The organism is Jiella soli, assembly GCF_020615385.1.
In the GTDB taxonomy this organism is placed as follows: Bacteria; Pseudomonadota; Alphaproteobacteria; order Rhizobiales; family Rhizobiaceae; genus VKMB-3413.
Map to the genome: position 1 here is coordinate 51,729 of NZ_JAJAVB010000024.1, position 12,608 is coordinate 64,336.

The 12,608-nt window shown below is 65.0% G+C and carries 11 protein-coding genes; all 11 read right to left on the reverse strand.

Translation table 11 applies throughout. From position 1 onward, the window contains the following. Positions 1 to 98 precede the first annotated feature (98 nt). The 11 genes from LH400_RS13770 to nuoG all read right to left on the reverse strand — a co-directional run bounded on the left by LH400_RS13770 (position 99) and on the right by nuoG (position 12,608). Positions 99 to 1,709: a ribonuclease J gene (locus LH400_RS13770; RefSeq protein WP_229153442.1), complete on the reverse strand. Its 1,611-nt coding sequence runs from the start codon at positions 1,707 to 1,709 to the stop codon at positions 99 to 101. Positions 1,710 to 1,793: 84 nt separating this feature from the next. Beyond that, positions 1,794 to 2,642 (reverse strand): biotin--[acetyl-CoA-carboxylase] ligase, encoded by an 849-nt coding sequence (locus tag LH400_RS13775; RefSeq protein WP_229153306.1) that lies wholly within the window; start codon positions 2,640 to 2,642, stop codon positions 1,794 to 1,796. Positions 2,643 to 2,644: 2 nt separating this feature from the next. Then, positions 2,645 to 4,087: an NADH-quinone oxidoreductase subunit NuoN gene (gene nuoN, locus LH400_RS13780; RefSeq protein WP_229153307.1), complete on the reverse strand. Its 1,443-nt coding sequence runs from the start codon at positions 4,085 to 4,087 to the stop codon at positions 2,645 to 2,647. Positions 4,088 to 4,107: 20 nt separating this feature from the next. Then, positions 4,108 to 5,616 carry an NADH-quinone oxidoreductase subunit M gene (locus LH400_RS13785; RefSeq protein ID WP_229153308.1) on the reverse strand — a complete coding sequence of 503 codons (1,509 nt, stop codon included), beginning with the start codon at positions 5,614 to 5,616 and terminating at the stop codon, positions 4,108 to 4,110. Next, the gene (nuoL, locus tag LH400_RS13790) at positions 5,616 to 7,634 is read right to left on the reverse strand and encodes an NADH-quinone oxidoreductase subunit L (RefSeq protein ID WP_229153309.1); all 2,019 of its coding nucleotides are present in this window, start codon (positions 7,632 to 7,634) and stop codon (positions 5,616 to 5,618) included. The genes LH400_RS13785 and nuoL overlap by 1 nt, the downstream gene beginning before the upstream one ends. Positions 7,635 to 7,639: 5 nt before the next feature. Beyond that, entirely contained in the window at positions 7,640 to 7,948 is a 309-nt protein-coding gene (nuoK, locus tag LH400_RS13795) for an NADH-quinone oxidoreductase subunit NuoK (protein ID WP_229153310.1), read from the reverse strand. A gap of 31 nt (positions 7,949 to 7,979) precedes the next feature. After that, a complete protein-coding gene (locus tag LH400_RS13800; RefSeq protein WP_229153443.1) occupies positions 7,980 to 8,594 on the reverse strand; it encodes an NADH-quinone oxidoreductase subunit J in 615 nt (204 codons plus the stop codon). A gap of 123 nt (positions 8,595 to 8,717) precedes the next feature. Further along, positions 8,718 to 9,209: an NADH-quinone oxidoreductase subunit NuoI gene (gene nuoI, locus LH400_RS13805; RefSeq protein ID WP_229153311.1), complete on the reverse strand. Its 492-nt coding sequence runs from the start codon at positions 9,207 to 9,209 to the stop codon at positions 8,718 to 8,720. Positions 9,210 to 9,227: 18 nt separating this feature from the next. Further along, a complete protein-coding gene (locus LH400_RS13810; RefSeq protein ID WP_229153312.1) occupies positions 9,228 to 9,440 on the reverse strand; it encodes a hypothetical protein in 213 nt (70 codons plus the stop codon). Continuing rightward, positions 9,437 to 10,519: an NADH-quinone oxidoreductase subunit NuoH gene (gene nuoH, locus LH400_RS13815; protein ID WP_229153313.1), complete on the reverse strand. Its 1,083-nt coding sequence runs from the start codon at positions 10,517 to 10,519 to the stop codon at positions 9,437 to 9,439. The genes LH400_RS13810 and nuoH overlap by 4 nt, the downstream gene beginning before the upstream one ends. A 13-nt stretch (positions 10,520 to 10,532) precedes the next feature. Beyond that, positions 10,533 to 12,608, reverse strand: coding sequence for an NADH-quinone oxidoreductase subunit NuoG (nuoG, locus tag LH400_RS13820; protein ID WP_229153314.1), 2,076 nt, complete (start codon positions 12,606 to 12,608; stop codon positions 10,533 to 10,535).

Below are 12,608 nucleotides of genomic sequence, written 5' to 3' on the forward strand. Positions count from 1 at the left end.
GCCCAAGCGCCGCGAGAGCCGGGAGCCGGGCCAGAGTTCGATCTTCCGACCCGACCTTCGCGGATGCCCGGCGCATCCTCCAGCCTCCGTCCCGGCGCTTACGCGCCGGCGACAAAGACCGTCACCAGCGGCTTCTTGCCCCAGGCGTCATAGGCCGCGAACCGGACGGCGCGACGAACCGCCTCGCGCACGGTGTCGAGGTCCTTGCGCCGCTGCGGCGGCATGCTTTCGAAGGCCCCGATCGCGGCATCGATCAGGATATCCTCCATGTCGTCGCCCTCTTCGTCCTCCTGCGGAAGGCCAATCGCGACGATATCCGGGTCATCGCGAAGCGCGTGCTTCGCCGTCAGATGGATCATCACCGAGACGTGGCCGACGAAGGACAGCCGCCGGCGCTCCAGGATCCCCATCTCCTCGGCGGTGCCGATCAGACGGCCGTCCTTGTAGAGACGTCCGACCGGCACCTCGTCGATGATCTCCGCCGGCCCCGGCCACAGTCGGATCACGCGGCCGTTGCGGGCGGCGACCACCTCCTTGACCCCCTGCTCCCTGGCAAGGGCGGCGTGCGCGACGAGATGCGCCGTCTCACCATGGGCGGGCACCGAGATCTTCGGCCGCACCCAGTCGTACATCTGCCGCATCTCGTTGCGGCGCGGATGGCCGGAGACGTGGACGAGCTTCTCGCCGTCTTCCAGCACCCTGACGCCGCGTTCGATCAGCGCGTTCTTGATCTCGATGATCGGCTTCTCATTGCCCGGGATCGAGCGCGAGGAGAAGATCACCATGTCGCCCTTGGACAAGCTCACGGCGGGATGCTCATCCCGCGACAGGCGCGCCAGCGCCGCGCGCGGCTCGCCCTGACTGCCGGTCAGGATGATCACCGCCTTTTCCGGCGGGATGTAGCCGAAGTCCTGTTCGCCAAGGAAGGGCGGCAGGCCTTCCATGTAGCCGAGCTCGGTCGCGACATCGACGACCCGGCGCATCGACCGGCCCATCAGAAGCACCTGCCGATCCGCATCGCGCGCCGCTTCCGCAATCGAGCGGATGCGGCCGACATTGGAGGAGAAGGTGGTGACCGCGACGCGGCCGGGAGCCTCGCGGATGATCTCCGCCAGCGAGGCCGAGACCTCCGACTCGCTCGGGCTGATGCCTTCCCGCAGCGCATTGGTGGAATCGCAGATCATCGCGACGACGCCCTCGTCGCCGATCTCGCGCAGCCGCCTCTCGTCCGTCGGCTCGCCCAGGGCCGGGGTTGCGTCGATCTTCCAGTCGCCGGTGTGGAGGACGGTGCCGGCCGGCGAGCGGATGGCCAGCGCCACTGGCTCGGGGATCGAATGGGTGACGTTGATCGCCTCGATCTCGAACGGTCCGAGCTTGAAGCGGTCGCCGGCCTTGAAGAGCTGCACCGGGATGTTCGGCGCGCCAGGCTCGCCCTCGCGCTTGGCGGCGAGCAGCGCCGCGGTGAAGGCGGTGGCGTAGACCGGAGCCTTCAGACGCGGCCACAGGTCGAGGAGCGCGCCGTAATGGTCCTCATGCGCATGGGTGATCACGATCCCCTTCAGCGCATGGCGCTCTTCCTCCAGGAAGCGGATGTCGGGGAAGACGAGATCAACCCCGGGCATTTCCGGCCCGGCAAACGAGACCCCGCAGTCGACGACGATCCATTCGCGATCGTCCTCCGGCCCATAGCCGTAGAGGGCGAGATTCATTCCGATCTCGCCGATGCCGCCGAGCGGCACGAATTGAAGCTGGTTCAAACTGTTTCTGTCTTTCCTGTCGTCGCCGCCGTCGCACTAGGGACGGGCGCGCGTAGCCTCGTTCAATCTGCTCACATTCTTCATGTCTTCGGCCTCGCCGGATGCGGAAATGCCAGGCATCTCGCGCGCATCGGCGCCGAGGAAAAAAAGATCACCGGCCGCGATCGCAATCGTGCGGCCGTCGTCCTGCCGGAGGATCAGGCGGCCCTGCGGGTCCAACGCCTCGAAGCGGCCTTCGATGCTGCGGTCGGCCAGATTGACCCGGCACGGTTCGCCGAGCCCGACCGCAAGCGAAAGCCACTGGCGCCTGACCTCGCCGAAGCCCTCGCCCCGCCGGAACAGCGCGAAGGCCGCCTCGACGGCGCCGGCGACCGCGTCGAACACAATATCGAGTGGCCTCTCGGCCGCTTCAAGCTTCAGACTGGTGACGCCATAGGGCGCCTCAGTCGGAACATGGGCGACATTGACGCCGCAACCGACGACCACCGCCATTCGGCCATCGGGCAGCCGTTCGCTCTCGAGGAGAATGCCGACCGCCTTCTTGCCGCCGATCAAGACGTCGTTCGGCCATTTCACCACGGCCCGATCGGCGCGATCGCCGAGGAGCCGGGCAAGCCCGTCGCGGACCCCCAGCGAGGCGACCAGCGGCAAATTGCTCAGCTGATCGACAGGCGCGGGATCGACGACGAGCCACGACGCGTAGAGGTTTCCCGCTTCGGATACCCAGGCGCGCCCTCGCCGACCGCGACCTGCGGACTGGCGCTCGGCCGTTACCCAGAGCGGACCGGGATCGCCGGCCCGCGCGGCTTCGAGAGCCAGGGTATTGGTCGAGCCGACCTCGGCGAAGGCGAGCCGCCGGCGCTCTGTCTCGGGCGCCCGCGACACGATCAGAAGAAGGTCTTGGCCGCAGCCTCGGCCGCCGTGAAGATGGGCCCGCCGACGAAGAGGTAGACCGGGAAGACGAAGAGCCCGGCCACCCAAAGAACGGCCTTGAGCTCCATCGCCATAGGCACGAATTCGTGCGTCGGCTCGTCGAACCACATCACCTTGATGATCCGCAGATAGTAGTAGAGCCCGACCACCGAGGCGAGAACGCCGATGACGGCGAGTGCGTAGAGCTGAGCCTGCACAGCCGCCATGAACACGAAATACTTGGCGAAGAAGCCGGCGAGCGGCGGGAGGCCGGCGAGCGACAGCATCAGGATGGTCAGGAACACCGCCATCGCCGGATTCGTCTTCGACAGGCCGGCGAGATCGTCGATCTCCTCGACCACGCCGTCCTTCAGGCGCATGGCGAGGATGACCGCGAAGGTGCCGAGCGTCATGGCGAGATAGACCGCCATGTAGAGCGCGACGCCGCGAACGCCCTCGACGCTTGCCGCGGCCAGCCCGACCAGCGCGTATCCCATATGGGCGATCGAGGAATAGGCCATCAGCCGCTTGATCTTCCTCTGCCCGATCGCGGCAAAGGCCCCGAACACCATCGAGGCGATGGAAATGAAGACGATGACCTGCTGCCAGTCGACGGCGAGCGGCTCAAACCCCTGCACCGTGAATCGGACCAGCAGGGCCATCGCGGCAACCTTCGGAGCACCGGCCATGAAGGCGGTGATCGGCGTCGGAGCACCCTCGTAGACATCCGGGGTCCACATGTGGAACGGGACGGCCGAGATCTTGAAGGCGAGGCCGGCGAGCACGAAGACGATGCCGACGACGAGCCCCAGCGAGCGGCCGCTCACCGCGACATGCGCGGCGATCGCGTCGAACTCGATCTGGCCGGTGAAGCCGTAGACCATAGAGGCGCCGTAGAGCAGCATTCCCGATGAAAGCGCGCCCAGCACGAAATATTTCAGGCCGGCCTCGGTGGAGCGCACCGAATCCCGGTTGATCGCCGCCAGGACGTAGATCGCCAGAGATTGCAGCTCCAGGCCCAGATAGAGCGTGATCATGTCGCCCGCCGAGACCATCATCATCATGCCGGTCGTCGACAGGACGATGAGGACCGGGAACTCGAACCGGTTGAACCGTTCGCTCTCGGCATAGCCCACCGACATGATCACCGCCGCGGCGGACCCGATCAGCACCAGCACCTTCATGAAGCCCGCGAAGGGATCGAGCAGGAACGAGCCGCCGAAGGCGATGCCATAGGGCGTGACGAGGACCAGCCAGAGTCCGGCGATGATGATCAGGGCGACCGAGAGGCCGGTGACGGTCTGGGCACTGCGCTCCCCGGTGAAGACGCCGATCATCAGGAGCACCATCGCGCCGACGGCCATGATCAGCTCCGGCGCGACGATCGGGAGGCTGTGGGCGACCATTTCCGAAAACATGGGCGTGTGAGCCTTCCGCGTTACTGCAGGCCGGCGACGGACGGAGCCGTCTCGAGCGCTGCGCTGTAGCTGTTGACGAGCGTTTCGACCGAGGCTGCCGTCACGTTGAAGACGGGCATCGGGTAAACGCCGAAGAAGATGACGAGGACGACCAGCGGGTAGAGAAGGAGCTTCTCGCGGCCGGACAGGTCGAGGATCTGGCGGAGGCTCTCCTTCTCCAGCGCGCCGAAGATCACGCGGCGATAGAGCCAGAGCGCGTAGCACGCGGACAGGATGACGCCGGTCGTCGCGAAGATCGCCACCCAGGTATTGACCTGGAAGACGGCGAGCAACGTCAGGAACTCGCCGACGAACCCGGACGTACCGGGAAGCCCAACATTCGCCATGGTGAAGATCAGCATCACCACCGCATAGTGCGGCATGCGGTTCACCAGGCCGCCATAGGCGGCGATGTCGCGGGTATGCATGCGGTCGTAGACGACGCCGACGCAGAGGAAGAGCGCGCCCGAGACGAGACCGTGCGACAGCATCTGGAAGATCGCGCCCTGCACGCCCTGCTGGTTCGCCGTAAAGATGCCCATGGTGACGAACCCCATATGGGCGACGGACGAATAGGCGATCAGCTTCTTGATGTCCTCCTGCATCAGCGCGACCAGCGAGGTGTAGATGATCGCGACGACCGACAGCGTATAGACCAGCGGCGCGAAATCGGCCGAGGCGAGCGGGAACATCGGCAGCGAGAAGCGCAGGAAGCCGTAACCGCCGAGCTTCAGGAGGATGCCGGCGAGGATGACGGACCCGGCGGTCGGTGCCTCGACGTGAGCGTCCGGAAGCCAGGTGTGGACCGGCCACATCGGCATCTTCACCGCGAAGCTGGCGAAGAAGGCGAACCACAGCCAGGGCTGCATCGATGCGGGGAACTTGTGCTGCAGAAGCTCCGGAATCGAGGTCGTGCCGGCGTTCCAGTACATCGCCATGATGGCGACAAGCATCAGCACCGAACCGAGGAAGGTGTAGAGGAAGAACTTGTAGCTCGCATAGATGCGGCGCTTGCCGCCCCACACGCCGATGATCAGGAACATCGGGATGAGACCGCCCTCGAAGAAGACGTAGAAGAGGACGAGGTCGAGCGAGCAGAAGACGCCGGTTACCAGCGTCTCCAGGACGAGGAAGGCGATCATGTAGTCCTTCACCCGCACCTTCACGGTCTCGAAGCTCGCCAGGATGCAGATCGGCATGAGGAAGGTATTCAGGATGACGAACAGCATGGAGATGCCGTCGACGCCCATATGGTAGGTGATGCCGGTGCCGAGCCAGTCGGTCTGCTCGACCATCTGGAAGCCGGGATTGGACGGATCGAAGTCGATCCAGATCCACAGGGACAGGATGAAGGTGAAGACCGTCGTCAGCAGCGCGACATTGCGGACATTGCGCCGGGCGAGCTCGTTGTCGTCCTTGATGAACAGGATCAGGAGCGCGCCGACCAGGGGCAGGAAGGTGACGGTCGAAAGGATCGGCCAGCCGGTCATCAGTACGCTCCCCCGAGCATGGTCCAGGTGACCAGCGCCGCGACACCGATCAGCATGGCGAAGGCATAGTGGTAGAGATAGCCGCTCTGGAGCTTCACCACGCGGCCGGTGACGTCCATCACGCGGGCCGAGATGCCGTCCGGGCCGAGCCCGTCGATCACCCGACCGTCACCGGTCTTCCACAGGAAGCGCCCGATCCGCTTGGCATTCCTGACGAACACGACGTCGTAGAGCTCGTCGAAGTACCACTTGTTCAGGAGGAACTTGTAGAGGCCGCGATGACGCTTCGCGAGGTCCTTCGGCGTCGACGGCGAACGGACGTAGAAGACATAGGCGATGATGAAGCCGATGATCATGCACACCGTCGGCAGGAAGGCGATCCAGAACGGGATCGAATGCATCTCGTGGAGGACGTGGTTGGCGACGCCCGTGTAGAGCGCCGAATGCCAGAACTCCCCGTAGCCCTCGCCGATGAACGCGCCCTCGAAGAGGAAGCCGGCCAGGAGCGCTCCCGCCGAAAGGACGAAGAGCGGCACCAGCATGACCATCGGCGATTCATGGACATGGTGCATCACGTCGGCCGAGGCGCGCGGCTTGCCGTGGAAGGTCATGAAGATCAAGCGCCAGGAATAGAAGCTGGTCAGAAGCGCGGCCAGAACCGTCAGGCCCCAGCCATAGGCGGCGAAGGGATTCTGCCCGACGAAGGCAGCTTCGATGATCGCGTCCTTGGAGAAGTAGCCGGCGGTGAACGGGAAGCCGGTCAGCGCCAGCGTGCCGATGACCATGCACCAGTAGGTGATGGGGATGTGGTTCTTCAGCCCACCCATGCGCCGCATGTCCTGCTCGTCCGAGACGGCGTGGATGACGGAGCCGGCGCCGAGGAACAAGAGCGCCTTGAAGAAGGCATGGGTGAACAGGTGGAAGATCGCCGCGCCATAGGCGCCGACGCCGAGCGCGACGAACATGTAGCCGAGCTGCGAGCAGGTCGAATAGGCGATGACGCGCTTGATGTCGTTCTGGACCAGGCCGATCGTCGCGGCGAAGAAGGCCGTCGTCGCGCCGATGAAGGTGACGAAGGTCAGCGCCGAAGGCGAGAGCTCGAAGATCGGCGACATGCGCGCCAGCATGAAGACGCCGGCCGTCACCATGGTCGCCGCGTGGATCAGCGCGGAGACCGGGGTCGGGCCCTCCATGGCGTCCGGCAGCCAGGTGTGGAGGCCGATCTGCGCCGACTTGCCCATCGCTCCCATGAACAGGAGCAGGCAGACGACAGTGAGCGCACCGCCCATGGTCAGCGCGTAGCCGGCGAAGGTCAGCACGGTGTCGGTCATCGCGGTGGATGTCGCGGCAGCCACGGCCTCACCCGCCGCCTCCGCATGCGCACCGGACCCGATCTGCGCGGCGACGTCCGCGGCGCCCGCGAAGATCGTGTCGAGATTGACCGAGCCGAACAGGACGAACACGCCGAAGATGCCGAGCGCAAAGCCGAAATCACCGACGCGGTTGACGATGAAGGCCTTCATCGCCGCCGCGTTGGCCGACGGCTTTTTGTACCAGAAGCCGATCAGCAGATAGGAGGCGAGACCGACGCCTTCCCAGCCGAAGAACATCTGCACGAGATTGTTCGATGTCACCAGCATCAGCATGGCGAAGGTGAATAGCGACAGATAGGCGAAGAAGCGCGGCCGATGCGGATCGTGGTGCATGTAGCCGATCGAATAGACATGCACGAGCGCCGACACGGTGTTGACGACGACCAGCATGACCAGCGTCAGCCGGTCGATCCTAAGCGACCAGGCGACGTCGAGTCCGCCGGACTGCATCCAGTGCAGGAGCGTCACCCGGACCGTCTCCCCCTCGCCGAAGCCGAAGGAGATGAAGGCGATCCAGGACAGGATCGCGGCCAGGATCAGGAAGCCGGAGGTCGTATATTCGCAAGCCTTGGCGCCGATGGACTTGCCGAACAGGCCTGCGATCAGGAAGCCGGCGAGCGGCAGGAGGACGATGATCGGATACACCGCGATCAGCCTTTCATCGTGTTGACGTCGTCGACGGCGATCGAGCCGCGATTACGGAAGAAGACGACGAGAATGGCGAGGCCGATCGCCGCCTCGGCGGCAGCCACCGTCAGGATGAAGAGCGCGAAGATCTGCCCGACGAGATCGTTCAGGAAGGCAGAGAACGCCACCATGTTGATGTTCACGGCGAGCAGGATCAGCTCCACCGACATCAGGATGGTGATGATGTTCTTGCGGTTCATGAAGATGCCGAAGACGCCGGTGACGAACAAGATCGCCGCGACGGTCAGATAGTGGCCGAGACCGACTTCCATACCGATTGTTCCTTTCGCCCCCAAATTGTCCCTAGATGCCCTTGCCGCTCTCGACCTTGCGGACCTCGATCGCGGTCGCAGGATTGCGAGCAACCTGGCGCGGGATCGACTGGCGCTTGAGCCCTTCCTTATGGCGCAGCGTCAGGACGATCGCCCCGATCATCGCCACGAACAGGATCAGCCCGGCGAGCTGGAAGAACAGGATGTAGCGGGTGTAGAGCACGCTTCCGAGCGCCCGGATGTTCGACATCTCGGCCAGAGGCGGCATCGGCAGGGCCGTGCCCGCGGAGAGCTGCGGGTCGTAGTAATTGCCGGTCACCGCGATGATCAGCTCGGCCAGGAGCACGAGACCGATGATCGCGCCGATCGGCGCGTATTCCAGCGCCCCCTGCTTCACACGTCCGAAGTCGAGATCGAGCATCATGACGACGAAGAGGAACAGGATCGCCACGGCGCCGACATAGACGACGACCAGGATCAGCGCGAGGAACTCGGCGCCAGCCAGCAGGAACAATCCCGCGGCGGCCACGAAGGTCAGGATCAGGAAGAGGACCGAATGGACGGGGTTCTTCGAGAACACGACCCCGAGCGCCGATCCAACAGCGATCAAGGCGAAGATGTAGAAGAAAAGTGCCTGAAGGCCCAGCATCCTCGGGCTCCCTTGGTGGTCTTTCAAAGCGCGGCCGAGCGGCCGTGCCGATGTCTCGTTCGATACGGCCGGAATGCACCGGAAGCGGCGACGGGAGAGTCGCCCGCCTCGCCCGTCCGCTTATCGGTACGGCGCGTCCAGCGCAATGTTGCGCGCGATCTCACGCTCCCAGCGATCGCCGTTCGCGAGGAGCTTTTCCTTGTCGTAGTAGAGCTCTTCGCGGGTCTCGGTGGAGAACTCGAAGTTCGGGCCCTCGACGATCGCATCGACTGGGCAGGCTTCCTGGCAGAAGCCGCAATAGATGCACTTCACCATGTCGATGTCGTAGCGCACCGTGCGGCGGGTGCCGTCGTTGCGACGCGGTCCCGCCTCGATGGTGATCGCCTGAGCCGGGCAGATCGCCTCGCAGAGCTTGCAGGCGATGCAGCGCTCCTGGCCGTTGGGATAACGGCGCAGCGCATGTTCCCCGCGGAAACGCGGCGACACCGGCCCCTTCTCGAAGGGATAGTTCACCGTCGCCTTCGGCTTGAAGAAGTAGCGCATCGACAGGCCGAAGGCCTTTGCGAACTCGACGAGGAACAGCGATCGTACGGTTTGAGCAATAGCGGACATGGAACTCAGGCCTCCATTCTACGAGGCGGCGACGATTGGCCCGACGAACCAGCCGACGACGGGAAAGAAGATCAGCTGCGAGAAGCGGGCAACGTTCAGGGCGACACCGGCACCCAGGCGCTCGGACGGTTTTTCCCGAGCGATCCGCTGGCGCAGATAGCCGATCAAGACGAAGTCGGCGATGCCGACGATCAGACCGACCAGTGCGCCGATGAATGCCGGGTCGCTCATGCACCGCCCGCGGCGACCAGGGCAGCCGCCCCAACGCCGCCCCAGCCGGTCACTTGCAGGACGAAGGCCACGATGACGACCATGGCGAGGGAGATCGGCAGGAACACCTTCCAGCCCAGCCGCATCAGCTGGTCATAGCGGTAGCGCGGCACGAAGGCCTTCACCATCGCGAACATGAAGAAGCACAGGCCGACCTTCAGCAGGAACCAGATGATTCCCGGCACCCAGGTAAAGGGCACGAAGTCGAAGGGCGGCAGCCATCCGCCCATGAAGAGTATGGTCATCAGGCAGCACATCAGGGTGATGGCCGCATACTCGCCGAGCATGAACATCATGTAGGGGGTCGAGCCGTATTCGACCATGAAGCCGGCTACGAGCTCGGATTCGGCTTCCGGCAGATCGAAGGGCGGCCGGTTGGTCTCCGCGAGCGCCGAGATGAAGAACACCACGAACATCGGGAACAGGCCGAGCCAGTGCCAGTCGAGGAAGGTCGAGGGCAGGCCGAGCATCGTCCCGAGGCCGGTATACTGGGCGAGCACGATGTCGGTGAGGTTCAACGAGCCGACGCAGAGAAGGACGGTAACGATGACGAAGCCGATCGACACCTCGTAGGAGACCATCTGCGCGGCCGAGCGGAGCGCGCCGAGAAAGGCGTATTTCGAGTTCGACGCCCAGCCGCCCATGATCACGCCATAGACCTCCAGCGAGGAGATCGCGAAGACGTAGAGGATGCCGATATTGATGTTGGCGATCACCCAGCCGAAGGACACCGGAATGACGGCGAACGTCGCGAGCGCCAGCGTCACCGAGACCAGCGGCGCCAGGAGGAACACGATTTTGTCGGAGCTGGCCGGGACCACCGGCTCCTTCAGCACGAACTTCAAGAGATCGGCGAAGGACTGGAACAGGCCGAAGGGACCGACGACGTTCGGCCCGCGCCTCAGCTGCACAGCCGCCCAGATCTTCCGGTCCGCCAGGAGGATGTAGGCGATCAGGACGAGCAGAACGACCAGGTAGAGGACACTCTGGCCGAGGATCAGCAGGCCCGGCCAGACATAGATCGAGAAGAAATCCGCCACGTTACGCCGTTCCCTATTCCGCCGCTTCGAGATGCTCGTCGTGCGCGAGCTTCGAGCATTCGGCCATGACCTTCGACGCCCGGGCGATCGGGTTGGTCAGATAGAAGTCGCCGATATTTGAGGCCAAGGCCTGCGAGGCCAGCGCTCCGACCCGGTCCGCCAGACGCGTCACGGCGGCGGCATCGGCCGCTTCGATGCGGTCGGACCGCATCCACGGGTGGGACTGATACAGTTCCCGCCGCAGCGCGGCAAGCGAGTCGAAGGGGAGCGTGCGGCCGATGACGCCGGACAGCGCCCTGAGGATGGCCCAATCCTCGCGGGCATCGCCCGGAGGGAAGGCGGCCCGGCTGCCGACCTGTGCCCGGCCCTCAAGATTGACCCAAGTGCCATCCTTCTCGGTATAGGCCGCTCCCGGCAGGATCACGTCGGCGCGATGGGCGCCACGGTCGCCATGAGTGCCGATATAGACCATGAACGGTCCCTCGGCGATCTCGACCTCGTCGGCGCCGAGATTGAACAGCACGTCGACCGCGCCGGACGCCATCTCGGCGAAGCTGCTGCCGCCCTCGCCCGGCACGAAGCCGATGTCGAGGCCGCCGACCCGGCTTGCTGCCGAATGCAGGACGTTGAAGCCGTTCCAGCCCTCTGTGACGGCGCCGATCTCGCGGGCGAGCGCCGCCGCGGCCGCGAGGATGCCGCCGCCGTTCTCTCCGGCAAGGGCGCCCTGGCCGACGATGATCATCGGACGGGCTGCGTTCTTCAGCGCGTCGAAGAAGCCCTGGCTCGCGCCTTCCAGATTTCCGAGCGTGTCGGTGCCCGCGCCGAGATAGGTGTAGTCGTAGCGAAGGTCGACATTCTCGCCAACGACGCCGATCGGGAAGCCGCCGAGCCGCCAGCGCTTGCGGATCCGCGCGTTCAGCACCGAGGCTTCGAAGCGCGGATTGGCTCCGATGATCAGGAGCGCATCGGCTTCCTCGATCCCTGCGATGGTCGAGTTGAAGAGATAGGAAGCGCGTCCATCCGCCGGGTCGAGCTTGGCACCGTCCTGGCGGCAGTCGAGGTTCGGGGAGCCGAGCTCGTCCATCAGCCGCTTCAGCGCCCACATCTCCTCGACGGCGGCGAGATCGCCCGCGACCGCGCCGATCCGGCCCGGCTCCACCGCGTCGACCTTGGCCTTGATCGCGGCGAAGGCCTCCTGCCAGCTGGCGGGCCTCAGCTTGCCGTTCTCGCGCACATAGGGCCGGTCGAGCCGCTGGGTCCTGAGGCCGTCCCAGACGAAGCGGGTCTTGTCGGAGATCCACTCCTCGTTCACGTCGTCATTGGTGCGCGGCAGGATGCGCAGCACCTCCCGACCGCGCGTGTCGACGCGGATCGAGGAGCCGACGGCATCCATGACGTCGATCGATTCGGTCTTGGACAGCTCCCAGGGCCGCGCCTGGAAGGCGTAGGGCCGCGAGGTCAGCGCGCCGACCGGGCAGAGATCGATGACGTTGCCCTGAAGCTCGGAGGTCATCGCCTGTTCGAGGAAGGTGGTGATCTCGGCGTCCTCGCCGCGGCCGACGAGGCCAAGCTCGGAGATGCCGGCGACTTCCGTCGTGAAGCGGACGCAGCGCGTGCAATGGATGCAGCGCGTCATGATCGTCTTGACCAGCGGGCCGATATATTTGTCTTCGACCGCCCGCTTGTTTTCCTGATAACGCGAGGAATCGACGCCATAGGCCATCGCCTGGTCCTGCAGGTCGCACTCGCCGCCCTGATCGCAGATCGGGCAGTCCAGCGGATGGTTGATCAGCAGGAACTCCATCACGCCCTCGCGGGCCTTCTTCACCATCGGCGTGTTGGTGAAGATCTCCGGCAGCTCGCCGTTCGGGCCGCCGCGCAGATCGCGCACGCCCATGGCGCAGGAGGCCGCCGGCTTCGGCGGTCCGCCCTTCACCTCGATCAGGCACATGCGGCAATTGCCCGCGATCGACAGACGCTCGTGGAAACAGAAGCGCGGAATCTCGGCGCCGGCCTCCTCGCACGCCTGCAGCAGCGTGAAGTGATCCGGGACCTCGATCTCGTTGCCGTCGACTTTCAGTTTCGCCAT

What these genes read in the sequence shown, in the direction of transcription:
- LH400_RS13770 (WP_229153442.1), bottom strand. Translation starts at nt 1,709, where the DNA reads ATGAATCTCGCCCTCTACGGCTATGGGCCGGAGGACGATCGCGAATGG.
- nuoN (WP_229153307.1), bottom strand. Translation starts at nt 4,087, where the DNA reads ATGTTTTCGGAAATGGTCGCCCACAGCCTCCCGATCGTCGCGCCGGAG.
- LH400_RS13785 (WP_229153308.1), bottom strand. Translation starts at nt 5,616, where the DNA reads ATGACCGGCTGGCCGATCCTTTCGACCGTCACCTTCCTGCCCCTGGTC.
- nuoK (WP_229153310.1), bottom strand. Translation starts at nt 7,948, where the DNA reads ATGGAAGTCGGTCTCGGCCACTATCTGACCGTCGCGGCGATCTTGTTC.
- nuoI (WP_229153311.1), bottom strand. Translation starts at nt 9,209, where the DNA reads ATGTCCGCTATTGCTCAAACCGTACGATCGCTGTTCCTCGTCGAGTTC.
- LH400_RS13810 (WP_229153312.1), bottom strand. Translation starts at nt 9,440, where the DNA reads ATGAGCGACCCGGCATTCATCGGCGCACTGGTCGGTCTGATCGTCGGC.
- nuoG (WP_229153314.1), bottom strand. Translation starts at nt 12,608, where the DNA reads ATGGCGAAACTGAAAGTCGACGGCAACGAGATCGAGGTCCCGGATCAC.